Source organism: Novosphingobium fuchskuhlense (assembly GCF_001519075.1).
In the GTDB taxonomy this organism is placed as follows: Bacteria; Pseudomonadota; Alphaproteobacteria; order Sphingomonadales; family Sphingomonadaceae; genus Novosphingobium; species Novosphingobium fuchskuhlense.
Genome location: NZ_KQ954245.1, coordinates 145,997 through 168,130 on the forward strand (window position 1 = coordinate 145,997; position 22,134 = coordinate 168,130).

The following is a 22,134-nucleotide window of genomic DNA, read 5'->3' on the forward strand; positions in this document are numbered from 1 at the left end:
CCCCTTCAGGAAGACTGCTCGCAATGCTTGAATTTCCGCGCTGGAAGGTGATCTGGCTCTGGTCGCTGACGCTGATCCTGGCGGCTGCGGCGATCCCCTCGATTGCCTCGACCATGGGCTATGAACTGCCGGCATCCCTTCATGCGCCCAAGGTGAACCTCGGGCTCGACTTGGCGGGTGGCAGCCACATCCTGCTCGAGGCCGACGCCGCGCAGGTACGCCAGCAGCGTATCGAGGGCATGGACGAGTCGGTGCGGGGCAAGCTCAAGCAGGCGAACCCCGATATCCGCATCAGCGACATTTCCAACCGCGATGGCGCGCTGACGTTCCTTGTCGAGGACCCCAGCAAGGTCGATGCGGTGCGTGAGGCGATCCTGCCCCTGACCAACGGGGCCGGGCTGACCGGCGCGCGCGACTGGAAGATTGATGTCGTTGACGGCAACCGCTTCGTGCTGACCCCGACGCCCGAAGGCATCGACCTTGCCGTTTCGCAGGCGATGGAAACCGCGGTCGAGGTGGTGCGCAAGCGCATCGATGCTCTCGGCACGCGCGAACCGACGATCATCCGTTCGGGCGCCAACCGCATCGTCGTGCAGGTCCCCGGTCTGCAGGATCCGCAGGCGCTCAAGAACCTACTTGGCCAAACCGCCAAGCTCGAGTTCAAGCTCGTCGACACGACCGCGCTGCAGAGCGATATCCAGCGCGGCATCGTGCCGCCGGGCAGCGAGATCGTGCCCTATGCGGCGGGCAAGGACGGCGGTCCGGTTGGCTCGATTGCGGTCAAGCGCCTCGGCGGCATTCGCGGCGACCAGCTCACCAATGCGCAGGTGACCAACAACCAGCAGACCAACGAACCGCAGGTGGCGATCACCTTCAACACCGAAGGCGGCGCGCGGTTCGCCAAGCTGACGACGCAGAATGTCAACAAGCCCTTCGCGATCATCCTCGATGGCAAGGTGCTTTCGGCACCCAACATCAACGAGCCGATCCTGGGCGGCAGCGCGGTGATTTCGGGCAGCTTCACCACGCAGGCGGCGAGCAACCTTGCCATTTCGCTGCGGTCTGGCGCGCTCCCGGTCGACCTCAAGGTCGTCGAGGAACGAACGGTCGGGCCGGACCTCGGTGCGGACTCGATCCGCAAGGGCATGATCGCGATGGCGGTCGGCACGCTGGCGCTGGTGGCCTTCATCCTCGCGGTCTATGGCCGTTTTGGCGCCTACGCCTGCATCGCGCTGGTCTTCAACGTCATGATGATCCTTGGCGTCATGGCCTCGATCGGCACGACACTGACATTGCCCGGCATTGCCGGCTTCGTGCTGACGATCGGCGCGGCGGTCGATGCCAACGTGCTGATCAACGAGCGTATCCGCGAGGAGCGGCACCGCGGCCGCCGCGTGTTCCAGGCGGTCGAGACGGGCTACAAGGAAGCCAGCCGCGCGATCTTCGATGCCAACATCACCAACGTGATCGCGGCGATGTCGATGGCCGCATTCGGCACCGGGCCCGTGCGCGGCTTCGCCATCGTGCTCCTCATCGGTATCGCGACCTCGGTGTTTACGGCGGTGACCTTGACCCGCATGTGGGTCGCCCAGTGGCTGCGCAAGGCGCGGCCTACCGAAATCGCGCTCTAAGGAACCGGTTAGATGAAACTTCTCAAGCTCGTTCCCGACAACACGAACATCAAGTTCCTCCGCTGGCGCGTGCCGTTCTACACCGTCAGCGTGCTCCTGATGGCGGCCAGCCTCGCGCTGGTGTTCACCAAGGGTCTCAACCTCGGCGTCGATTTCATCGGCGGGCAGATGATCCGCGTGACCTTCACCAAGAGCGTCGAGGCACCGGTCGGGCAGCTGCGCGGCGAGATCGAGGCGCTTGGCTATGGCGAGCCGATCATCCAGCGCTACGGCAAGCCCAACGAGATCTCGATCCGCATGAAGCTGCCGGCCGGCGCGGACCATGACAGCGGCCTTTCGGACAAGATGGCCCGCACGATCACGGCGGACATCAAGGCGAAGCATGGCGACGCGCGGGTGGACGGCGTCGATTCGGTTTCCGGCAAGGTTTCTGGCGAGCTGTGGCACAGCGCGGTGCTCTCGCTCGGCCTCGCGGCGCTGGCAGTGGCGGCTTACATCTGGCTGCGCTTCGAATGGCAGTTCGGCATCGGCGCGCTGTTCAGCCTTGTCCACGACGTGACGCTGACTCTGGGCATGTTCGCGGTGACGCAGCTGGAGTTCGACCTGACCATCGTGGCGGCGCTGCTGACGCTGATCGGCTATTCGCTCAACGATACCATCGTGGTCTATGACCGTATCCGCGAGAACCTGAAGAAATACCGCAAGATGCCGATGCCCGAGCTGCTCGACCTTTCGGTGAACGAGACCCTGCACCGCACGCTGGCGACGTCGCTCTCGATGCTGATCACGCTGACGGCGCTGCTGCTGCTGGGGCCGGGCGTGATCTTCGGCTTCACCGCGGCGATCACGCTGGGCATCTTCGTGGGCACTTACAGCTCGATCTATATGGCGGCGCCCATCCTGATCTGGCTGAAGGTCACCTCGAAGAGCTTCGTGCCGACCGACAGCGCGCTCGACAAGCAGGAGCGGCTGGCGCGCGGGGAAGCCTGAGGCGGGCGCTTCACCCCCGCGTCCGTGCCGAGCATGTTCAAAGCCGCGTCCGCGCGGTGTCAGCGGCCTGAGGCGGCCTTTTCGTAGATTGCCGCGAGCGCTTCGGCGTTCACATCCCAGCTGAAGCGTGCGGCGCTCGCGGCCACGTCTGCTTGCGCAGGCGGTGCGGCCAGGATTTCCGCGATGGCCGCTGCGATGGCGGCAGGCGCACGCGCGGCGAGGCGGCCAGCGGCGGGGCGGTCGAGAACTTCTGCCGCACCGCCGATGGGCGGGATGACGAGCGGGGCGCCGCAAGCGAGCGCCTCGATCCAGGCATTGGCGAGGCCTTCACGCTCCGAGGGCAGGACCATGACATCGGCTGCGGCGAGCAGCACGGGCAGCACATCATGGCTGACAGCGCCGAGGAAATGAACCCGGCTGGCAACACCATGCGCGGCGGCACGCGCGCGCAGCGCAGCGTCGTCCGCGCCCGTTCCGGCCAGGGCCAGCTGGACATCGCTTGGCAGGCTGGCGAGCGCTTCGATGGCGAGGGCCTGCCCCTTGATCGGGATCAGCGCGCCGACGCAGACAGCAAGGCGGTCCTGAGGGGCCAGCGCGAGCTGGGGGAGGCCTGCCGAAAGGCTGGCACGCGCTGCGGCGCGGGGCACAGGCTGAAAGCGGGCATGATCCAGCCCGGTGTAGTGCACGGTGATCCCGCCGGACGGGGCCAGGCCGAGCGCCGCCATATCACGCGCGAGGGCGCCGGAAACGGCGAGCACGGCCGCGGCGCTGCGGGCGGCGCTGCGCATCTGGGCAAGGGCAGGGGGGCGATCGCCCCACAGGTGGATATCGGATCCGCGTGCCTTGATCGCGTGGGGCAGGCCAAGCGCATGGGCCACCTTCGCGGCGGCGGGGCCATCGGGATAGAAGAACTGCGCATCGACCAGATCGAACGGCGCCTCGGCATGAAGGCGGCGGGCTAGTGGGAGCACCGCGCGGGTGATCGCCCAAGGGTTGAAGCGACCGGAAAGCCCCGGGATCAGGAGAAAGCGGGGGTGGTGAACCGTGATCGGTCCGCTTCTGTCCACCGGGGGGATCGCGGCGAGCGGCTTGTAGCGGCCGGCGCTGCCGAAGGGGGGCGGCGGCAGGCCGATCGGGTTGATCACCGTGACTTCCCAATCGCCGCGGGCGGCAAGCGCCTCCATCTGACGCGCCACGAAGCGGCCGAAGCCCGGGCGGGCCGGCGCGGCGGGATAGAGCGTCGAAATCGACAGCAGGCGGCGCTTCACCGGCACTTCGCGCGTAAGATCAGAGCGAACGGACGAGCAATTCCGCAACGCCGATCCAGGCCGGGTGATCGATCACCACCTGGCGCTGGCCGACACCGGGCGGGAGCAGCGCGACCCGGTCCCCGTCGCGGTCGATCATGCGGCCGAAGGCGAAACGGCCGCCGGGGCGGGGGGCCAGCACGTCGAGGTTGAGCGCGCGGCCGAAATCGGCAGATCCGATCTGGCGCAGCCATACCTGATCGCCCGAGCGGTACTCACCGGCACCGGCCTCGACCGTCATCACGACAAGCTGGGCCGATCCAGGGCCGACCGGGAACACGGCGGCCATCGGCTTGGCCAGCGCTTCCGCGCCGCCGGCGGCAAGCCGCGCGATGATCTGCGGCTCGCTCTCCGCTTCGGCCTTAACGAGCAGTTGGGGATCGACTTCGAGCGCGGCGGCGATGCGGTTCATCCAGCCGAGCGAAAGCGAACGCATGCCCGTTTCGAGCCGGCCGATCGTCTGTGCCGTGGTGGGCGGCGCACAGCGCGCGGCAACATCGGCCAGAGTCAGGCCCTTCTGACGGCGGATATCACGGATGCGGTTGATCATGTCGGCGCACTCTGAAGGGCCATAGTCTTTACACTTACAGCTTTTGTGCGCTGCGACAAGTTTTGTGCTTTCCTACAAGGCCTAATCTCCGGCATGACCTCAAATGTTCTTTATTTGTTCTTTCAAAGGGGGCGAGATGGCGCAGTTTCTGGTGGAGCGTGAACTGACCGAGGAAGGGCCGCGGCGGCAGGACGGGGTGCGGCCCGGTTCGGGTCCGGGGGCCGTGCGCAGCGTGAAGGTCAACCTCGCCGAATCGCCGCTGACCTGGCTTCATGCGCGCGGGCATCTGAACGACCGGCAGTTCGCGGCGGGCGAGCGGCTGCGCGCCGATTGGGAGCGGGCCGAGCTCGCGCCTTCGGTGACGATGCGCTGGGATCCGGTGCGCATTGCCGGCGGTGAGCCGGGGCTGACGCCGGGAGAACGTCAGCTGGCGGCGCGGCGGCGGTTTGACGGCGCGATTGCGGCTGCGGGGCCCGGGCTTTCGGATATCCTGTGGCGCGTGGTCTGCGCGGGCGAAGGCGTGCCGGCGGCGGAAAAGGCGTTGGCCTGGCCGGCGCGCAGCGGCAAGCTGGTGCTGGAACTGGCGCTCGACCGGGTGGCGGGGTTCTACGGCGTGGCGTGACGATTTTCCCGGCCTACCCGGGCGGGCACCTTGCTTGCCGGAGGGCGGATATGCCAGCGGAAGGCTTTGTGACACGCGGAGCCTGCTCGATGGAAAGACGTGAATTTCTCGCCGGTGCTGCCACCGCTGCGCTGACGGCCTGGCTGCCGGCGCAGGGGTACGCCGTCGGAGTTGCCACGCCGGGCGATGCCGCCTTTGCCGCGCTGGCCGACCGCCTGTTCTACGACAACCTGCTGCTGACACCGCAGCACGCGACCGGGCTTGGGCTCGATACCGGCGTGCGCGCCGCCTTGCGTTCGCGACTTGATGACCGGAGCGAGGCGGGCCGCGCGGCGGTGCAGGCGTTCGACCGCGCCGGGCTTGCCGCGATGCGCAGCGTCGATCCCGCCAGCCTCAGCCCGGCGGTGCGGCGGCAGCGCGATATCCTGACCTACATGTTCGAGCGGCGGCTGGCAGGCGTGCCCTTCGGCATCGAAGGCGTGCAGCAGCCCTATCCGATCACCCAGCAGCAGGGTGTGTACTTCGAAGTGCCGGACATGCTCGACAGCCAGCATCCGGTGGAAACGGCCGCGGATGCCGAGGCCTATCTGGCGCGTTTGAAGGCCTTTGCCTTTGCGCTCGACGAGGACACGCTGGGCCAGAAGCGGCTGGCGGCGCGCGGGGTGATCGCGCCGCGCTGGTCGCTCGATCTGGCGCTGGGCCAGCTCGCCAAGCTGCGCGGGGCCGCGCCCGAGGCCAGCGCGATGGTGCGTTCGCTGACCCGGCGGACTGCGGCCAGAGGCATTGCCGGCGATTGGGCGGCACAGGCGGCGAAGATCGTCGGCGGCGCGGTCTATCCCGCGCTCGACCGGCAGATCGCGCTGGTGAAGGCGCTGCGGGCGAAGACCCCGGCGGGCGACGGCGCGTGGCGCGTGAGGGGTGGCGATGCGATCTATGCAGCGGCGCTGGCGGAGGCGACGACGACCAAGCTCTCGCCTGAAGAGGTCCACAGGATCGGGCTGGAGCAGGTCGCGGATATCACGGCCAAGCTCGATGCAATCCTGAAGGGCGCGGGCTATACCAAGGGCACGGTGGGCGAGCGGCTGACGGCGCTGAACCATGCGCCGGACCAGCTCTATCCCGATAGCGATGCGGGGCGCAGCGACCTCATCGCCTCGCTCAATGCCGGGATCGCGGCGATGGCGAAGAAGCTGCCGCAGGCCTTTGCGAACTTCCCGAGCGAGCCGCTGGAGATCCGCCGCGTGCCGGTGGAGATCCAGGACGGGGCCTCGAACGGCTATTACTACAGCGCCAGCCTCGATGGTTCGCGCCCGGCGATCTATTGGATCAACCTCAAGTCGGTGGGCGACTGGCCGCGCTATTCGCTGCCCGCGCTGACCTATCACGAGGGGATTCCGGGGCACCACCTGCAGGGCGGCTATGCGCAGAAGGGCGGCGCGCTGCCCTTGTATCTCAAGGACTATTTCCTTTCGGCGCATGGCGAGGGCTGGGCGCTCTATGCCGAGCAGCTGGCGGACGAGCTGGGCGGCTATTCCGCGCTGGAGCGCGCAGGGTATCTCCAATCCTTCCTGTTCCGCGCGGCGCGGCTGGTGGTCGATACCGGCATCCACCACTACCGCTGGAGCCGCGAGAAGGCGACCGCCTACATGGTCGCGACGACCGGCTTTGCTGAGGCGCGCAGCCAGCGCGAGGTAGAGCGCTATTGCGTGCTGATCGGGCAGGCGTGCAGCTACAAGATGGGGCACACCGCGTGGGTTGCCGCGCGCACGAAGGCGCAGGCCGCCTTGGGCGACAAGTTCAGCCTGCCGTGGTTCCACGGGATACTGGAAGAAGGCACGATGCCGCTGTTCATGCTGGAGAAGCGGATCGAGGAGCGGACGGCGGAGCGGCTGGCGGCGGGGTGAGGGCCATGTTTGAACAGGCGTTAGCGGGAAGTTGAACACTCGCGCGTAATGTATCCCTCACGCTACCAGGGGGTGCCGCGTGATTTTCTTCCAGCTTGTTGCTGCCTATGCCGCTTTCATTCTGGCGCTCGCGCTGCCGCCGTTGGTTGTCTGGTGTCTGCTTTGGGCGATCTGGCATGGGCTGAGGCGGGTTGCCTCGAGCCTCCGGAAGGAGCGCAGGCTCGACTTGGCGGGCCTGATCATGGTGATCGCAAGCCTTGCTCTTGGTGCTGTTGCCTATGACTGGTGGTGCGGCCCCAGGGCGGAATTGGCGACCTTGCGGCCGGTGGCGATCAACCGGGAACTGGCAACCAAGATTCCGCGGACATGGGTGTTTGATTACGGCGCAGCCTTTGCGGTGTTTGATCTCGTTCCCAAAGGACATGCCGACCGGGTCTTGAATGCGACGGTTTTAACACCGGCGGCAAGGAGCGCGGTCTCGGGCGGAGCGCTGTCAGACTACATGGAGGAAGTCCACATCATCGATAGCCCTGACTGCAACGCCTACGTTGCGAGCGGCGTGCGCGATGCCAATCGTGCGGTTCGGTGCGTAAGGGAAAGCCCCGTCAGCAAGGCCGAGCTGGCGGCGGCGGGCCCCTATCTCGTCTTGCGTGAAGATCATGACGATGAAGTCGAGACGCTCGCCTTCGCCGTCGTTGAGGACGGGCAGACCTTGCCCGTCGCGCGCTGCGAGGGGCGTGCTCCGCGCGAAACCAATCCGTTTCTGGCACTGATCCGTTGGAACAGGAAACTCGAACTCGCGCGGTCGATCTTCGAATGCAGAACGCGCGCAGCGTCGGGCGCTCTGGCGCGCGCGCTTGCGACGGGCGAGATAGGCTGAAACGGCGGGTTTCTCAGGCCCGGTTACCCCTCCACCATCTCCGCCAGTTCCAGCCAGCGTTCTTCCGCTGCGTCCTTTTCGGCGCGGGCCTTGTCGAGCGACGCGGTGAGGGCGGCGAAGCGGGTGGGGTTCTTGGTGTAAAGGTCGGGGTCGGCCAGCGCGGCTTCGTCGCGGGCGATCTGCGCTTCCAGCTCGGCAATGCGATCCGGGAGCTGCTCGTAGTCGCGCTGGTCCTTGTAGGTCAGCTTGGCCTTCTTGGGCGGCGGAGGTGGCGGTGGCGCGGCGGCGGGCTTGTCGGCCGTTTCGCGCGCCACGGGCTTGCCGGCGAGGCGCTGTTCGCGCTGCTTTTCCCAATCGGCATAGCCGCCCGCGACGACATCAACCTTGCCCGAGCCGTCCATGCCGAGCGTGATCGTGACGGTGCGATCGAGGAAGTCACGGTCGTGGCTGACGATGAGGACGGTGCCGTCGTAGTCCGAGATCACTTCCTGCAGCAGGTCGAGCGTTTCGAGATCGAGGTCGTTGGTCGGCTCGTCGAGCACGAGGAGGTTCGAGGGGCGGGCAAATTCGCGCGCGAGCAGCAGGCGCGAGCGTTCGCCGCCCGAGAGCGTGCCGACGCGGGCCTCGACCATGCCGGGATCGAACAGGAAGTCCTTGAGATAGCCGTGGATGTGCTTGCGCACCCCCTGCACGTCGATCCAGTCGCTGCCCTCGGCGACCACATCGCGGATGCGCTTTTCGGGCTGCATCAGGCTGCGCTGCTGGTCGATCACCACGGGGGTGAGGGTCTTGGCCAGCGTGACGGTGCCGCTATCGGGCTCCAATTCGCCGGTGAGGAGCTTGAGGAGCGTCGTCTTGCCCGCGCCGTTCGCGCCGACGAGGCCGATGCGGTCCTTGCGGGTGATGCGCAGGGAGAAGTCCTTGACGATCACGCGTTCGCCGAAGCGTTTGGTGATCTTGTCTGCGACAATCACCGCCTTGCTCTTGGCATCGTCGCTGGCGAGGGTGAGCTTGGCCGCGCCCTGGGGGCTGAGCATCGCGGCGCGGGTTGCCCGCATTTCCCAGAGCTTTTCGAGGCGGCCCATGTTGCGCTTGCGCCGCGCGGTGACGCCGCGTTCGAGCCAGTGGGCCTCGATCTTGAGCTTGGCGTCGAGCTTGTCGGCCGCGCGGGCTTCCTCGGCGTAGACCGCTTCCATCCAAGCCTCATAGCCGCCGAAGCCGATCTCGCGGCGGCGGAGCGAGCCGCGATCCAGCCAGAGCGTCGCCTTGGTCAGGCGTTCGAGGAAGGTGCGGTCGTGGCTGATGACGACGAAGGCGCCGTTGTAGCGCTGGAGCCAGGATTCCAGCCATTCGATTGCGGCGAGATCGAGGTGGTTGGTCGGCTCGTCGAGCAGGAGCAGATCGGGCTCGCTGGCAAGCGCGCGGGCAAGGGCGGCGCGGCGGCGTTCACCGCCCGAGGCGCTGTCTGCTTTGCGCGACAGGTCGATGCCGAGCTGGCCGGCGATGGATTCGACTTCGTGGCGCGGCGGGGCGTCCTTGCCGGAAAGCGCGAAGTCCATGAGGGTTTCGTAGCCGGTGAAGAACGGGTCCTGCTCCAGCGTGACGATGCGCGTGCCCGGCTGGACCGAGCGGGTGCCCTTGTCGGCATCGACTGTGCCCGAGAGGAGCTTCAGCAGCGTGGTTTTCCCCGCACCGTTGCGGCCGATGAGGGCGAGCCGGTCGCGTGGGCCGATCTGGATATCGAGACCCTGGAACAGCCAATGCGTGCCCTGGTTGAGGCCGAGGCCTTCCCAGCTGAGGATCGGTGCTGCTGCCATGATCCGGCGCGCTTAGCCGGGGCAGGGCAAGAGGTCCAGTATCCGCGAAAGGCAGCTTGGCACCGGTGCGCACGTTCTGTCATATTGAGACAGTAGGGCAGCGGACCTTGGGGGAACGCGATCCTCTCCTCGCGTTCACAAGCTATTCAAAGGCCGCAGGCTATGGCGCTTCGCATGATGCGTTGGACTTCCGTTCTTCTTGCCGCAGCACTCATCGTTTCGCTGGCCCCGGCCGCCGATGCGCAGCAACAGCGCGCCGACGAGCAGAGCGACATCCGCCGCGATGTGCGCAACGGCAATGTCCGCTCGCTGCGCGAGATCGAGGCGCGTGTGCTGCCGACCAAGCGCGGCATGCAGTACCTCGGCCCCGAATACGATCCGACCGCGATGGCCTATCGTCTGAAGTTCATCCAGGGTGGCCACGTGGTTTTTGTCGATGTCGATGCACGCACCGGGCAGATCCTGGGCGAATCGCGCTGAGCCGAACGGATTGCCGGGAGCAGAACGCCCCGTTCCTTGACCGTTCAGGTTTGTCGCTCCATCAAGCCTCCTGAAGTATGGTCCCGCCCGCAGGCGGGTGCAGCAAGGGGCAAGCGATGCGTATCCTTATCGTCGAGGATGAACCGACCCTCGGCAAGCAGCTCAAGTCGACGCTCGAGGCGAACGGCTATGCCGTCGATCTTTCGACCGACGGCGAGGACGGGCACTTCATGGGCTCGACCGAGGACTACGACGCGGTGGTGCTCGATCTCGGCCTGCCGGAGATCGACGGGCTGACCGTGCTCGGCATGTGGCGCAAGGAAGGGCGGACCTTTCCGGTGCTCGTGCTGACGGCGCGTGACAGCTGGTCGGACAAGGTGGCCGGGCTCGATGCTGGGGCCGACGACTATCTCGCCAAGCCCTTCCAGAGCGAGGAACTGATCGCCCGCCTGCGCGCGCTGATCCGCCGCGCTTCGGGCAATTCGTCGTCCGAACTGATCGCCGGCGGCGTGCGGCTCGATACCCGCTCCGGCCGCGTGACGCTGGATGGCGAGCCGGTGAAGCTGACCGCGCAGGAATACAAGCTGCTGTCTTATCTGCTCCACCACAAGGGCAAGGTGGTGAGCCGCACCGAACTGATCGAGCATATCTACGATCAGGATTTCGACCGCGATTCCAACACCATCGAGGTGTTCGTCACGCGTATCCGCAAGAAGCTGGGGCCTGATGTGATCACCACGATCCGCGGGCTCGGTTACAGCCTCGACGACCCGGCGCAGGGCGGGCGAGGCTGACCCGGCGAGGCCTGACCCCGCGTGGAGCACACCGTGATCGCCCCCGAAGAGGCCGTGCCGACGCCCGCTGCGGCAGCGGACGGCCAGCGGGCGATCGCACGGCAAACGGGATCGCTTTCGCGGCGCATGCTGCTGATTGCGGTGGCGTGGATTTCGGTCCTGCTGCTGGGCGGCGGTCTTGCGCTTGACCGGACGATGGCGGGGCTCGCCACGAGCAATTTCGACAACCAGCTGGGCTACATGCTGACCGCGATGGTCGGTTCGGCCGAGATCGGGCCGGACGGCGAGGTGTTTTTCAACCGCGCACTGGGCGACCAGCGGTTCCTCGAGCCGAGCAGCGGGCTCTACTGGCAGATCTCGGGCAAGGGGCACGAGGATTTCCCGTCGCGGTCGCTGTGGGATCGCACGCTCAAGCTGAAAGGCGATCACTTCGACGGCAGCCCGCATGTCTATGACAGCAGCCAGTTCGGCGGTGAGCGACTGCGGATCATCGAGCGGACGGTGATCCTGCCGGGCAGCCCGATCAGCTGGCAGTTCGCGGTGGCGGCGAGCCGCAGCGATCTCGACGCACAGATCCAGCGGATCCGGGCGATCCTGATCTGGTCGTTCGTGGTGCTGGGGCTGGGCCTGATCACGATGGCGGCGCTGCAGACCTATTATGGACTTGGTCCCTTGCGCCGCGTGCGGCGGGCGATTGCCGACATGCGCGAGGGCCAGGCGCGGCGGGTGGACGAGCCGCTGCCGCTCGAGGTGCAGCCGCTGGTGGAGGAAATCAACGGCCTGCTGGAGCACTCCGAGCGGCAGGCCGAGGAAGCGCGCACCCATGCGGGCAATCTCGCCCATGCGCTGAAGACACCGCTGACCGTGGTGATGAACGCCGCGACCGCCAAGGCCGACGACCTTGCGGACACGGTGATCCGCGAGGCGGCGGTGATGCGCCGCCAGGTTGACCACCATCTCGCCCGGGCCCGCGCGGTTGGCCGCCGTGCGACGGGCCTCTCGCGCGCCAGCGTGGGCGAAAGCGCCGAGGCGGTGGAGCGCGCGGTCACGCGGCTCTATCCCGCCGTGCGCTTTGACCTCGACGGCAACCGCGAGGCCAGCGTCGCGATTGAGCGGCAGGACCTCGACGAGATCCTCGGCAACCTCATCGAAAACGCTGCGAAATACGGAGGCGGCTCGGTCTTCGTGACGATCGACGCGGTGCCCGACGATCCGAAGCATTGCGAGATCTGGATCGAGGACGACGGGATGGGCATTCCGGATGCGGCGCGCGGGCAGCTTTTCGCGCGGGGGGCCCGGCTCGATACCGGCAAGCCCGGGACCGGCCTTGGCCTTGCCATCGTGCGCGATGTGGCCGAGCTTTACGGCGGTTCGATCACGCTGGGCGAGAGCGAGGATCTGGGCGGCCTGATGGCGGTGCTGCGGCTGCCGCGCTCGGCGGGGAAGTAGGGCCCTCAGGCGCGCGGATGCGCGCTGCGGTAGACATCGAGCAGCGTGGCGGCATCGACTTTGGTGTAGATCTGGGTCGAGGACAGGCTGGCGTGGCCGAGCAGCTCTTGCAGGCTCCGAAGGTCCGCACCGGCGCCCAGCAGATGCGTGGCGAAGCTGTGGCGCAGCGCATGGGGCGTGGCCGTGGCCGGGAGGCCCAGCACCACGCGCGCGCGGGCGACGGCGCGCTGGATCATGCCTTGCGCGAGTGGGCCGCCCTTGGCACCGCGAAACAGCGGTGCCTGGCGGTCGAGCGGGAAGGGGACCTTGGCGGCATAGTCTTCCACCGCCGCCTTAACGATGGGCAGGATCGGCACGACGCGCTGGCGCCCGCCCTTGCCGGTGACGGTGAGCGCGTCTCCCAGCGGCAGGACGCCGGCCGTGAGCGAGAGCGCCTCGGCGATCCGCAGGCCCGCGCCATAGAGCAGCAGGAGCACGGCCCGATCGCGCGCGCCGATCCAGGGTTCGGTGCCTTCGTCCGCGACCATGGCGGCGAGGTTCACCGCCTCATCCGGGGTGACAGGGCGGGGCAGGCCCTTCTTGATCCGGGGCCCGCGCAGGCGCGGTGGCGGGGCGTCCGCGCCGCCGGCCTGCGTGCGGGCGAAGGCGAGGAAAGCCTTGAGGGCCGAGAGTTCGCGCGCGGCAGAGACGTTGCCGATGCCGTCTGCGCGGCGGGCGGCAAGCTGGGTGCGGACATCGCCGACGTCGAGCTTCGCGAGGGCGGTCCAGTCGTGCGGGGGCGGCAGCACGGCGAGGAAGCGCGCGGCGGTTGCGACATAGGCGCGCACGGTGTGGGGCGAGCGGCGGCGGGCCAGCGAGAGGTGGCCCCCCCAGGCTTCGAGCAGATCGGGCGCGCTCATGCCGCCACGAGGCCGGCGGGGACAAGCTCCGCCAGCAGACCGTCAAGCAGCGGCATGCCGGCCTCGGTCACGATCAGCCTGTCTGCCCGCTCGGCAAGGAGGCCCTTGCCTGCGTAGAACGCCCGCTTGGCCGGATCGATCAGATCGGTTTCGGCAAGGCCGAAACGCGCCGCGAGCGCGGCGGGCGCGATGCCTTCGGCAAGCCGCAGGCCCATGAGGAGTGCCTCGGCCGCCTGCTCGCGCGCGCCGAGTTCGCGGATATCGGCAATGCCGTGGTGCTGGGCGCTGATGGCCTTGAGGAAGTTCTCGGGCTTGCGGTGGCGTACGGTGGCGAAGCCGCCGCGCCGGCCGTGGGCTCCGGGGCCAATCCCCGCGTAATCCTGATAGCGCCAGTAGACGAGGTTGTGGCGGCTTTCCTCGCCCGGGCGAGCGTGGTTGCTGATTTCGTAGGCGGGGAGGCCAGCGGCGCTGGTGAGCTCGCGCGTGAGGGCGAAGAGATCGCCTGCCGCATCGTCATCGAGCGGGGTGAAGCGCCCCTCGCGCACCAGCGTGGCGAAGCGCGTGCCGGGTTCGATGGTGAGCTGGTAGAGCGAGAGATGGCCGGTGCCGAGCGCGAGCGCGCGGGCGAGTTCGGCCTCCCACAGGTCCGGCGTGTGATCGGGGCGGGCGTAGATCAGATCGAAGCTGACACGGGCGAAATGGCGCTGCGCCACCTCCAGCGCGGCGAGGCCCTCTGCGGCATCGTGGAGGCGGCCAAGGAAGGTGAGCGCGCTGTCATCGAGCGCCTGCAGGCCGAGCGAGACGCGGTTGATGCCGGCCCCCGCGAGGGCCGCGAAATTGGCCGCTTCGACCGAGGAGGGATTGGCCTCCAGCGTGATCTCGATATCGGGCGCAAAGCGCCAGTGGCGGGCGGCGGCTTCGATCAGCGTGGCGACCAGCGCAGGCGGCATCAGCGAGGGGGTGCCGCCGCCGAAGAATATCGAGGTGAGCGTCTGCCCGCCGGTCAGCGCGGCTTCGTGCGCCATGTCGGCGAGGAGCGCTTCCTGCCATGCCGCAAGGTCGGTCCGTTCGCGGACATGGCTATTGAAATCGCAATAGGGGCACTTGGCGAGGCAGAACGGCCAGTGGATATAAAGGGCAAAGGCCATGCCCCTTTCCAGCCTGACTCGGGCTGGTAAAGTCAAGGCCCAAAGCTGAGGGAACAGCGCATATGCCCCGCATTCGAGCCCTTGCGACCATTGCCATTGCCGCACTGGCCGGCGCTTCGCCGCTGGCGGCCGAAGTCACCGTGGTGCCGACCGAGACCGTGGCGGCGCGCCTGCTTGCGGCGCACAATGCCGAACGGGTGCGGCGGGGCGTGAAACCGCTCGTCTGGAGCGCCAAGCTAGCGGATCACGCCAGGACATGGGCGCAGACGCTGGCCGTGTCCGACATGTTCGAACATGCGCCGGTGGGGGCCGATGGCGGAGAGGGGGAAAACCTCTGGACCGGCACCAAAGGGGACTTCACCCCCGAAGAGATGATCGGTTTCTTCATCGACGAGAGCAAGCAGTTCAAGTCCGGCGCTTTTCCGGACGTTTCGACCACCGGGCGCTGGGAGGATGTGGGGCACTATACCCAGCTGGTGTGGAAGGACACGCGCGAGGTCGGTTGCGCGGTTGTGCGCAATACGCAGCGCGATTTTCTGGTGTGCCGCTATTGGCCGGCGGGCAATGTCGTGGGACAGCCGGTCTACTCTTATGCGCCGGCGGCCAAGCCCGCAGCCGCAGCCGCAGCCGCTGCACCGGCGCCGGCAAAGGCCGGCCCCGCGAAAATCAGTCCATCAGCGCCGAAGAAACGAGCTTCGAAAAAGCGTCGGCGCGGTGGCTGATCCTGTGCTTTTCGGCCGGGTCGAGTTCGGCGAAGGTGCGGCTGTCGCCTGAGGGTACGAACACCGGATCATAGCCGAAGCCCATCGTGCCGCGTGGCGGCCAGGTGAGCGTGCCGGGGGCGCGGCCTTCGAACACGGCCTCGCGGCCATCGGGCCACGCGAGCGCGAGGACGCAGGCGAACCAGCAGTCGCGCAGGGTATCGGGGCCGAGTTCGGCCAGCTTGCCCTCGACCTTGCCCATGGCCATGTACCAGTCGCGGCCCGGCCCGCCCTCAAACGGCGCGGCTTCGGCCCAGTCGGCGGTGTAGACGCCGGGCGCGCCGCCGAGTGCTGCCACGCAGAGCCCGGAATCATCGGCCAGCGCAGGCAGACCGGACGCGCTGGCCGAGGCGTGGGCCTTGATCAGCGCGTTTTCGGCAAAGGTCGTGCCCGTCTCGGCAGGCTCGGGAAGCCCGAGTTCGCCCGCCGAGAGGCAGTCCATCCCATAGGGTTCCAGCAGCGCCCGGATCTCGCGCAGCTTGCCCGCATTGTGCGTGGCGATGACGAGTTTCCCGGGCTGCAGCAGGCGTGTCACCGGGCCACAGCCTTGTCCTGCGCAGCGAAGATCTCGGCGCAGCCGATGCGGGCAAGGCGCAGGAGGCGCAGCAGGCCTTCCTCGTCGTAGGTTGCGCCTTCCGCCGTCGCCTGCACTTCGGCGATATGGCCACCCTCGATCAGCACGAAGTTGGCATCGGCATCGGCCGAGCTGTCCTCGATATAGTCGAGATCGAGCACCGGGGTGCCCTGATGGATGCCGCAGGAAATCGCGGCGACCTTGCGGGTGAGCGGATCTTCCTTGATCGCGCCGCTGTCGAGCAGCCCCTGCACCGCGAGGCGCAGCGCGATCCACGCGCCCGAGATCGAGGCGGTGCGGGTCCCGCCGTCGGCCTGGATGACGTCGCAATCGAGCGTGATCTGGCGTTCGCCGAGCTTCTTGAGATCGGTGACAGCGCGCAAGGAGCGGCCGATCAGGCGCTGGATTTCCTGCGTGCGGCCCGATTGCTTGCCCTTGGCTGCCTCGCGGCTGCCGCGCGTGTGTGTGGCGCGGGGGAGCATCGAGTATTCCGCCGTGACCCAGCCTTCGCCCTTGCCGCGCATGAAGGGCGGCACGCGCTCTTCAACCGAGGCGGTGACGAGCACCTTGGTATCTCCGAAACCGATCAGCACCGAGCCTTCGGCGTGCTTGGTGAAACCGGTCTGAACCGTGATCGCGCGCATCTCGTCTGCGGCGCGGCCTGAAGGACGCATGGGAATTCCTTTGTCTGCTGTTCGCGACGCCTTTAGCCCGCGCGGAGCGGAATGAAAGGCCCCCCGGTGCGAAAAGGCTGTGTTCCACAGGGCGCGGCTGCTTTGACGGGCGGGCAAAACGCCCTAGATAGGCGCCATGGCTGGACCTGGACTTTCCGAACTCACGCTGCGAGCCCGCGAAATCTTCCGGCTGGTGGTCGAGGGCTATATTGCCAATGGCCAGCCCGTTGGCTCGCGCACAATTGCGGGGAGCGGAGCGGTGGGGCTTTCGCCTGCCTCGATCCGCTCGGTGCTGCAGGAATTGCAGGACGCAGGGCTGCTCGCCGCGCCCCATACCAGCGCAGGGCGGATGCCGACCGAGGTTGGCCTGAGGCTGTTTGTCGACGGGATCATGCAGGCGGCCGAACCCTCGCTTGCGGAGCGCACGCAGATCGAGCGGGGGCTGGCGGAAGGGGGTACGATCGAGGCGGCACTGGCGGCGGCGAGTTCGACGCTTTCGGATCTTTCGGCGGCGGCGGGCGTCGTCATGGTGCCGCGCCGGGAAATGCGGCTTGCCCAGATTTCCTTCGTACCACTGGGGCAGGCGCGCGCGCTGGTGGTGCTGGTGGGAGATGACGGCAGCGTCGAGAACCGCGTGATCGATCTGCCGAGCGCGGCCAGTGCCTCGGCGCTGGAGCAGGCGGGCAACTACCTGACTGCGCGGATGGCGGGGCGGACCCTGGCCGATGCCTTGCGGGCGATCCGCGCCGAGATCGCGAGCGGGCGCTCGGCGCTCGATACGGCAAGCGCGGCGCTGGTCGAACGCGGCCTTGCCGTGTGGAGCCGCGATGCGGCGCAGCGGCCGGTGCTGGTGGTGCGGGGCCAGGCCAACCTGCTCGACGAGGCTGCGCTGGGCGATATTGAGCGGGTGCGGCAGTTGCTCGACGAACTGGAAAGCGCGGAGGCGATTGCGAACGTGCTCGATGCCGCGCGCGAGGCGGACAGCGCGCGCATTTTCATCGGCAGCGAGAACCGGTTGTTCTCGCTCTCCGGCTCATCGGTGATCGCCGCGCCGTGGCGAGACGGGGAGGGGCGCGTGGTCGGTGTGGTGGGCGTTATCGGGCCGACGCGGTTGAATTATGCGCGGGTTGTCCCCATGGTTGATTTCACGGCTCAATCCTTGAGCAGGATCATCACGCAAGACGGATTTGGTAGAAAATGACTGATAACGACACGCGCCCGCAGGACCCGGAAGTGGCGGCGGAACTGGAAGGCGTGCCTTCCGAGCTCACCGATGGCGGCGATGTGCAGGCCGAATTGCTGGAGGCCTTGAAGGCGGATCTCGAGGCGGCGAAGCAGGACGTGCTCTACGCCAAGGCGGAGACGCAGAACGTGCGCCGCCGCATGGAAAAGGAAGTGGCCGATACCCGCGCCTATGCCGCGACGGCCTTTGCGCGCGACATTCTCTCGGTTGCCGACAACCTTTCGCGCGCGCTGGAGACGATCCCGGCAGAGCTGCGCGAGGACGACAAGATGAAGAACCTTGTCGCCGGGCTGGAAGCGACGGGGCGCGAGATCGAGAAGGTGTTTGCGAGCCACGGCATCAGCCGGATCGCGGCCAAGGGCCTGCCGCTCGATCCGCACCAGCACCAGGCAATGCTGGAAATCCCCTCCAACGATGTGGAGCCGGGCACCGTGCTGCAGGAACTGCAGGCCGGCTACATGATCAAGGACCGCCTGCTGCGCGCCGCCATGGTGGCGGTGGCGAAGAAGCCGGATTGATCAGGCGCCCAGCAGCCCCAACACCTCGTCCGTGTCGTAAAGGTCCGCGAACACGAACGCCATGCTGTGGAGCGTGGCGGCGTGTTCGACATCGGTCAACGCCGCGTTCGCGTCGGCGGCAAACAGGACGCGGTAGTTGAACTGCATCGCATCGCGCGCGGTGCTCTCGCAGCAGCAGTTGGTGAGCGTGCCGGTGATGAGGACAGTATCGATCCCGCGCGCCTTGAGCACGGCGTCCAGATCGCTGGTGCCGGGGGTGAAGCCGCTGAAGCGGTGCTTGTCGACCACGGCGTCGCCGGGCTCGACATCGAGTGCCGGCCAGAAATCGTGATAGTGCGCGCCGGGCGTGAAGGCAGCGCGGTGGGCGGCAGCGCCGGTGCCGAGGCGGCGGACGAAGACTGACCAGCTTGCCGCATCGGGCGTGGTGAAGCGCAGGAACACATTGAGCCCGCCTGACGCGCGCACGGCAGCGCTTATGCGGTTGATGTTGCCGACGATCTCGCGCGCCATCGGGACTTCGACCGGCGAGCCCGGCTCCATGAAACCGTTCTGCATATCGACGCAGATGTGGGCGACGCGCTGCGGGTCGATATCGTCGAACACGTTGCGGACGCCGCCGCGCGCGGCAGCGACGGCATCGAGAATGACGTGGTGGTCTACGGTGTGGGGCATCGGGGCATCCTCGTGTCTCGTTGGATGCTGCCGTGCCGAAGGGGCGAGGGCCAGCGGCTTGTTCGGGGCGTTTCGGCTGGCGGAACGGTCAGGCGAGACGCGCGTCGTCCGCGCCGAAGGGGAGCACTGCCCGCAACGCGTCAAGCGGCGGCGCGCCGGGCTGCGGGCGACCGCGCGCTGCCAGGAAGGCATGGCGCACGAGTTCGGCCTGCTGCTCGATGCCATAGGCGGTGAACGGCTTGCCCGGGACGAAGCGGTAGGCATAGCGGCAGAAGGGATGCCGCGCGACCGGCAGATAGAAGCGGCCGCGCTGCTGGGTTTGCCAGACATGCACCAGTTCGTGGATGAACAGGCCCTGCAGACCGAGCGGAGCCGTGCTGAAGTCGTCGCGGTAATGCGGGCCATCCGGGTGAAAATGGATGTGGCCCATCGGTGCCATCACCGTGCCGCGCGGCTGGAAGGGAAAGAAGCGCCGGCGCCATAGGCGCACCGGCGCCAGATCGATTGCTGTGCCGAACACGCCCCGCGCCAGCGCCGCTTCGCCGGCTGTCAGCGGGCGCGCGCCGCCCGGCGGAACCGCCTCAGCCCCGCTCACATGTGGTCCATCATGCCTTCCATGGCGCCGACTTCCTCGACCTTGGCGAAAGCACTGACCTTGTCGCCATTGGCCAGCGTGAAAGTGACCTCGACGTCCTTGCCGGGCTTCACCGTGCTGGCGAGGTTGAACAGCATGACGTGGTAGCCGCCAGCCTTGAATTCAGCCGGCTTTTCCTGGCTGAATTCCACCGAGGTGACCTTGTCCATCGACGAGACGCCGTTCTCGGTCTTCGTCTCGTGCATTTCGGCGCGCTCGGCACCATCGACGTGGATGGCGACGAGCTGGTTCGGCTTGCCGGCATCCTGCTGGATCGTGAAATAGAGCACACCGGGATTGCCCGGCACGGTCGGCAGCTTGATCACGGGTTCGATCACACTGACGTTCGGCGCATTGTCCGGGGCGAGTGGATCGGATTTGGTGCCCGGCGCGGAAGCCGCGGCGGAGGCCGATGCGGCGGCATCCGGCGCGTTGCCGCTGCAGGCAGCGAGCGCAAGAAGGCTCGTTGCCGCGAGGGCCGCAAGGGCCATGGAACGGATGGGGCGCATCGGGGGCTCTCTCCAGTCTTGAAACGAAACGAAACACGCGGTGCGGCCGGGGCCTTGTCCCGCGCAGAAGGCGACCTATATCGCCCCCTGACGGAGCTGCATAGACGAAGGCTCGCCCGGTTCGGGGGGCCGCACCCGCAGCGTCCAAAGGGCAAGGAAACAGGAACACCATGGCTAAAGTTATCGGTATCGACCTCGGCACGACCAACAGCTGCGTTGCGGTGATGGACGGCGGCACCTCGAAGGTCATCGAGAATTCCGAAGGTGCGCGCACGACGCCCTCGATCGTCGCTTTCACCAAGGATGGCGAGCGCCTGATCGGGCAGCCGGCCAAGCGCCAGGCCGTGACCAATCCCGACAACACGATCTTCGCGGTGAAGCGCCTGATCGGCCGCCGCTTCGAAGATCCCATGACCCAGAAGGACATGGCGCTGGTTCCCTATGGCATTGTCAAGGGCAAGAACGGCGACGCGTGGGTCAAGGCGGGCGGCGAGGACTACAGCCCCTCGCAGATTTCGGCCTTCATCCTGCAGAAGATGAAGGAAACCGCCGAGAGCTATCTCGGCGAGACCGTGACGCAGGCGGTGATCACCGTGCCGGCCTACTTCAACGACGCGCAGCGCCAGGCGACCAAGGACGCCGGCCAGATCGCGGGCCTCGAAGTGCTGCGCATCATCAACGAGCCGACCGCAGCCGCGCTCGCCTATGGCCTCGACAAGCAGGACGGCAAGACCATCGCGGTCTACGACCTTGGCGGCGGCACGTTCGACATCTCGGTGCTGGAAATCGGTGACGGCGTGTTCGAGGTGAAGTCGACCAACGGCGACACGTTCCTCGGCGGCGAAGACTTCGACAACGTGCTGGTCGAGTACCTCGCGGACAAGTTCAAGTCGAAGGAGAACATGGATCTCCGCACCGACAAGCTCGCCCTCCAGCGCCTGAAGGAAGCCGCCGAGAAGGCCAAGATCGAGCTTTCGAGCGCGCAGACGACCGAGATCAACCTGCCCTTCATCACCGCGCGCATGGAAGGCGGCAGCACCACCCCGCTGCACCTCGTCGAGACCGTCACGCGTTCGGACCTTGAAAAGCTCGTCGCCAAGCTGATCGAGCGCACGCTCGAGCCGTGCCGCAAGGCGCTGGCCGATGCGGGCGTGACCGCGAAGGAGATCGACGACGTCGTGCTCGTCGGCGGCATGACCCGCATGCCCCGCGTGCGCGAGATCGTGAAGGAGTTCTTCGGCAAGGAACCGCACACCGGCGTGAACCCGGACGAAGTCGTGGCCATGGGCGCGGCGATCCAGGCCGGCGTGCTGCAGGGCGACGTCAAGGACGTCCTGCTGCTCGACGTGACTCCGCTTTCGCTGGGCATCGAGACGCTGGGCGGCATCATGACCAAGATGATCGACCGCAACACCACGATCCCGACCAAGAAGAGCCAGGTCTACTCGACTGCCGAGGACAACCAGCAGGCGGTGACGATCCGCGTGTTCCAGGGCGAGCGCGAGATGGCGCAGGACAACAAGCTGCTCGGCCAGTTCGACCTCGTCGGCATTCCGCCCGCGCGGCGCGGCGTGCCGCAGATCGAGGTGACGTTCGACATCGATGCCAACGGCATCGTGAACGTGAGCGCCAAGGACAAGGGCACCGGCAAGGAACAGCAGATCCGCATCCAGGCCTCGGGCGGCCTCTCGGACAGCGACATCGACCAGATGGTACGCGATGCCGAGAAGTTTGCCGAAGAGGACAAGAAGCGCCGCGAGGCGGCCGAGGCGCGCAACAACGCCGACAGCCTTGTCCACGCGACCGAGCGTCAGCTTGAGGAGAACGGCGACAAGATCGACGCCGCGCTGAAGTCCGAGATCGAGGCGGCGATTGCCGAGACCAAGACGGCGATCGAAGGCGGTGACCCGGCCGACATGAACGCCAAGACCCAGGCGCTCACCGAAAAGGCGATGAAGATGGGCCAGGCGATCTACGAGAAGGAGCAGGCTGCTGCATCTGCTCCGGGCGCCGAGGCTCCGAAGGACGCCGAAGACGTGGTTGACGCCGAGTTCTCGGAAGTCGACGACATCAAGTGA

Annotated in this window: 22 protein-coding genes; 12 read left to right on the forward strand and 10 right to left on the reverse strand. The window is 67.3% G+C overall.

Annotation, left to right across the window (positions count from 1 at the left end; all coding sequences use genetic code 11):
* Positions 1 to 23: 23 nt before the first annotated feature.
* Positions 24 to 1,631, forward strand: coding sequence for a protein translocase subunit SecD (secD, locus tag AQZ52_RS10435; protein ID WP_067910146.1), 1,608 nt, complete (start codon positions 24 to 26; stop codon positions 1,629 to 1,631).
* Between the two features lie 12 nt (positions 1,632 to 1,643).
* On the forward strand, positions 1,644 to 2,621 hold the full coding sequence (gene secF / locus AQZ52_RS10440) for a protein translocase subunit SecF (RefSeq protein ID WP_067910149.1): 978 nt from the start codon (positions 1,644 to 1,646) through the stop codon (positions 2,619 to 2,621).
* 59 nt (positions 2,622 to 2,680) lie between these two features.
* Here secF and AQZ52_RS10445 read toward each other — a convergent pair whose 3' ends face one another.
* Complete coding sequence (locus tag AQZ52_RS10445) at positions 2,681 to 3,889, reverse strand: glycosyltransferase (RefSeq protein ID WP_067912003.1); 1,209 nt, start codon at positions 3,887 to 3,889, stop codon at positions 2,681 to 2,683.
* A 19-nt stretch (positions 3,890 to 3,908) separates the two neighbouring features.
* Positions 3,909 to 4,478, reverse strand: coding sequence for a helix-turn-helix domain-containing protein (locus AQZ52_RS10450; RefSeq protein WP_067910152.1), 570 nt, complete (start codon positions 4,476 to 4,478; stop codon positions 3,909 to 3,911).
* A 136-nt stretch (positions 4,479 to 4,614) separates the two neighbouring features.
* Here AQZ52_RS10450 and AQZ52_RS10455 point away from each other — a divergent pair, with 136 nt between their 5' ends.
* The 3 genes from AQZ52_RS10455 to AQZ52_RS10465 all read left to right on the forward strand — a co-directional run bounded on the left by AQZ52_RS10455 (position 4,615) and on the right by AQZ52_RS10465 (position 7,884).
* Positions 4,615 to 5,100 (forward strand): DUF6456 domain-containing protein, encoded by a 486-nt coding sequence (locus AQZ52_RS10455; RefSeq protein ID WP_067910155.1) that lies wholly within the window; start codon positions 4,615 to 4,617, stop codon positions 5,098 to 5,100.
* Between the two features lie 89 nt (positions 5,101 to 5,189).
* Positions 5,190 to 7,004, forward strand: a complete 1,815-nt coding sequence (locus AQZ52_RS10460; protein ID WP_067910158.1) for a DUF885 domain-containing protein — start codon at positions 5,190 to 5,192, stop codon at positions 7,002 to 7,004.
* Positions 7,005 to 7,083: 79 nt separating this feature from the next.
* Positions 7,084 to 7,884: a hypothetical protein gene (locus AQZ52_RS10465; protein WP_067910162.1), complete on the forward strand. Its 801-nt coding sequence runs from the start codon at positions 7,084 to 7,086 to the stop codon at positions 7,882 to 7,884.
* A 23-nt stretch (positions 7,885 to 7,907) separates the two neighbouring features.
* Here the strand turns inward: AQZ52_RS10465 and AQZ52_RS10470 are convergent, their stop codons facing one another.
* Entirely contained in the window at positions 7,908 to 9,701 is a 1,794-nt protein-coding gene (locus AQZ52_RS10470) for an ABC-F family ATP-binding cassette domain-containing protein (protein ID WP_067910164.1), read from the reverse strand.
* 177 nt (positions 9,702 to 9,878) lie between these two features.
* Between AQZ52_RS10470 and AQZ52_RS10475 the strand changes: the two genes are divergently transcribed.
* The 3 genes from AQZ52_RS10475 to AQZ52_RS10485 all read left to right on the forward strand — a co-directional run bounded on the left by AQZ52_RS10475 (position 9,879) and on the right by AQZ52_RS10485 (position 12,424).
* Positions 9,879 to 10,181, forward strand: coding sequence for a PepSY domain-containing protein (locus AQZ52_RS10475; protein WP_205626483.1), 303 nt, complete (start codon positions 9,879 to 9,881; stop codon positions 10,179 to 10,181).
* Positions 10,182 to 10,297: 116 nt separating this feature from the next.
* The gene (locus AQZ52_RS10480; protein ID WP_067910167.1) at positions 10,298 to 10,975 is read left to right on the forward strand and encodes a response regulator transcription factor; all 678 of its coding nucleotides are present in this window, start codon (positions 10,298 to 10,300) and stop codon (positions 10,973 to 10,975) included.
* 126 nt (positions 10,976 to 11,101) lie between these two features.
* Complete coding sequence (locus tag AQZ52_RS10485; RefSeq protein ID WP_082697985.1) at positions 11,102 to 12,424, forward strand: sensor histidine kinase; 1,323 nt, start codon at positions 11,102 to 11,104, stop codon at positions 12,422 to 12,424.
* Positions 12,425 to 12,429: 5 nt separating this feature from the next.
* Here AQZ52_RS10485 and AQZ52_RS10490 read toward each other — a convergent pair whose 3' ends face one another.
* Together AQZ52_RS10490 and hemW are read right to left on the reverse strand one after the other, a co-directional pair.
* Entirely contained in the window at positions 12,430 to 13,323 is an 894-nt protein-coding gene (locus AQZ52_RS10490; RefSeq protein ID WP_067910170.1) for a tyrosine recombinase XerC, read from the reverse strand.
* Positions 13,320 to 14,471, reverse strand: coding sequence for a radical SAM family heme chaperone HemW (hemW, locus tag AQZ52_RS10495; protein ID WP_067910173.1), 1,152 nt, complete (start codon positions 14,469 to 14,471; stop codon positions 13,320 to 13,322). The genes AQZ52_RS10490 and hemW overlap by 4 nt, the downstream gene beginning before the upstream one ends.
* 62 nt (positions 14,472 to 14,533) lie before the next feature.
* On the opposite strand from hemW, the gene AQZ52_RS10500 reads away from it, so the two are divergent.
* Positions 14,534 to 15,193 carry a CAP domain-containing protein gene (locus tag AQZ52_RS10500; RefSeq protein WP_067910176.1) on the forward strand — a complete coding sequence of 220 codons (660 nt, stop codon included), beginning with the start codon at positions 14,534 to 14,536 and terminating at the stop codon, positions 15,191 to 15,193.
* Here AQZ52_RS10500 and rdgB read toward each other — a convergent pair.
* Together rdgB and rph are read right to left on the reverse strand one after the other, a co-directional pair.
* On the reverse strand, positions 15,138 to 15,767 hold the full coding sequence (gene rdgB, locus AQZ52_RS10505) for an RdgB/HAM1 family non-canonical purine NTP pyrophosphatase (protein ID WP_067910180.1): 630 nt from the start codon (positions 15,765 to 15,767) through the stop codon (positions 15,138 to 15,140). The genes AQZ52_RS10500 and rdgB overlap by 56 nt on opposite strands.
* A complete protein-coding gene (gene rph / locus AQZ52_RS10510) occupies positions 15,764 to 16,480 on the reverse strand; it encodes a ribonuclease PH (RefSeq protein WP_067910183.1) in 717 nt (238 codons plus the stop codon). The genes rdgB and rph overlap by 4 nt, the downstream gene beginning before the upstream one ends.
* Before the next feature lie 136 nt (positions 16,481 to 16,616).
* Here rph and hrcA point away from each other — a divergent pair, with 136 nt between their 5' ends.
* Together hrcA and AQZ52_RS10520 are read left to right on the forward strand one after the other, a co-directional pair.
* Positions 16,617 to 17,681: a heat-inducible transcriptional repressor HrcA gene (gene hrcA / locus AQZ52_RS10515; protein ID WP_067910186.1), complete on the forward strand. Its 1,065-nt coding sequence runs from the start codon at positions 16,617 to 16,619 to the stop codon at positions 17,679 to 17,681.
* Complete coding sequence (locus AQZ52_RS10520; RefSeq protein ID WP_067910189.1) at positions 17,678 to 18,241, forward strand: nucleotide exchange factor GrpE; 564 nt, start codon at positions 17,678 to 17,680, stop codon at positions 18,239 to 18,241. The genes hrcA and AQZ52_RS10520 overlap by 4 nt, the downstream gene beginning before the upstream one ends.
* On the opposite strand, the gene AQZ52_RS10525 is transcribed toward AQZ52_RS10520, so the two are convergent.
* The 3 genes from AQZ52_RS10525 to AQZ52_RS10535 form a co-directional block, all read right to left on the reverse strand.
* Entirely contained in the window at positions 18,242 to 18,913 is a 672-nt protein-coding gene (locus AQZ52_RS10525) for a cysteine hydrolase family protein (RefSeq protein WP_067910191.1), read from the reverse strand.
* Between the two features lie 88 nt (positions 18,914 to 19,001).
* Positions 19,002 to 19,508: a vgr related protein gene (locus tag AQZ52_RS10530; protein ID WP_067910194.1), complete on the reverse strand. Its 507-nt coding sequence runs from the start codon at positions 19,506 to 19,508 to the stop codon at positions 19,002 to 19,004.
* Positions 19,505 to 20,056: a copper chaperone PCu(A)C gene (locus tag AQZ52_RS10535; RefSeq protein ID WP_067910198.1), complete on the reverse strand. Its 552-nt coding sequence runs from the start codon at positions 20,054 to 20,056 to the stop codon at positions 19,505 to 19,507. The genes AQZ52_RS10530 and AQZ52_RS10535 overlap by 4 nt, the downstream gene beginning before the upstream one ends.
* 170 nt (positions 20,057 to 20,226) lie before the next feature.
* Here AQZ52_RS10535 and dnaK point away from each other — a divergent pair, with 170 nt between their 5' ends.
* A complete protein-coding gene (gene dnaK, locus AQZ52_RS10540) occupies positions 20,227 to 22,134 on the forward strand; it encodes a molecular chaperone DnaK (protein WP_067910200.1) in 1,908 nt (635 codons plus the stop codon).

Coding starts and splice junctions, on each gene's coding strand:
- secD (WP_067910146.1), top strand. CDS start 24: ATGCTTGAATTTCCGCGCTGGAAGGTGATCTGGCTCTGGTCGCTGACG.
- secF (WP_067910149.1), top strand. CDS start 1,644: ATGAAACTTCTCAAGCTCGTTCCCGACAACACGAACATCAAGTTCCTC.
- AQZ52_RS10450 (WP_067910152.1), bottom strand. CDS start 4,478: ATGATCAACCGCATCCGTGATATCCGCCGTCAGAAGGGCCTGACTCTG.
- AQZ52_RS10455 (WP_067910155.1), top strand. CDS start 4,615: ATGGCGCAGTTTCTGGTGGAGCGTGAACTGACCGAGGAAGGGCCGCGG.
- AQZ52_RS10460 (WP_067910158.1), top strand. CDS start 5,190: ATGGAAAGACGTGAATTTCTCGCCGGTGCTGCCACCGCTGCGCTGACG.
- AQZ52_RS10470 (WP_067910164.1), bottom strand. CDS start 9,701: ATGGCAGCAGCACCGATCCTCAGCTGGGAAGGCCTCGGCCTCAACCAG.
- AQZ52_RS10475 (WP_205626483.1), top strand. CDS start 9,879: ATGCGTTGGACTTCCGTTCTTCTTGCCGCAGCACTCATCGTTTCGCTG.
- AQZ52_RS10480 (WP_067910167.1), top strand. CDS start 10,298: ATGCGTATCCTTATCGTCGAGGATGAACCGACCCTCGGCAAGCAGCTC.
- AQZ52_RS10485 (WP_082697985.1), top strand. CDS start 11,102: ATGCTGCTGATTGCGGTGGCGTGGATTTCGGTCCTGCTGCTGGGCGGC.
- AQZ52_RS10490 (WP_067910170.1), bottom strand. CDS start 13,323: ATGAGCGCGCCCGATCTGCTCGAAGCCTGGGGGGGCCACCTCTCGCTG.
- hemW (WP_067910173.1), bottom strand. CDS start 14,471: ATGGCCTTTGCCCTTTATATCCACTGGCCGTTCTGCCTCGCCAAGTGC.
- AQZ52_RS10500 (WP_067910176.1), top strand. CDS start 14,534: ATGCCCCGCATTCGAGCCCTTGCGACCATTGCCATTGCCGCACTGGCC.
- rph (WP_067910183.1), bottom strand. CDS start 16,480: ATGCGTCCTTCAGGCCGCGCCGCAGACGAGATGCGCGCGATCACGGTT.
- hrcA (WP_067910186.1), top strand. CDS start 16,617: ATGGCTGGACCTGGACTTTCCGAACTCACGCTGCGAGCCCGCGAAATC.
- AQZ52_RS10520 (WP_067910189.1), top strand. CDS start 17,678: ATGACTGATAACGACACGCGCCCGCAGGACCCGGAAGTGGCGGCGGAA.
- AQZ52_RS10525 (WP_067910191.1), bottom strand. CDS start 18,913: ATGCCCCACACCGTAGACCACCACGTCATTCTCGATGCCGTCGCTGCC.
- AQZ52_RS10535 (WP_067910198.1), bottom strand. CDS start 20,056: ATGCGCCCCATCCGTTCCATGGCCCTTGCGGCCCTCGCGGCAACGAGC.
- dnaK (WP_067910200.1), top strand. CDS start 20,227: ATGGCTAAAGTTATCGGTATCGACCTCGGCACGACCAACAGCTGCGTT.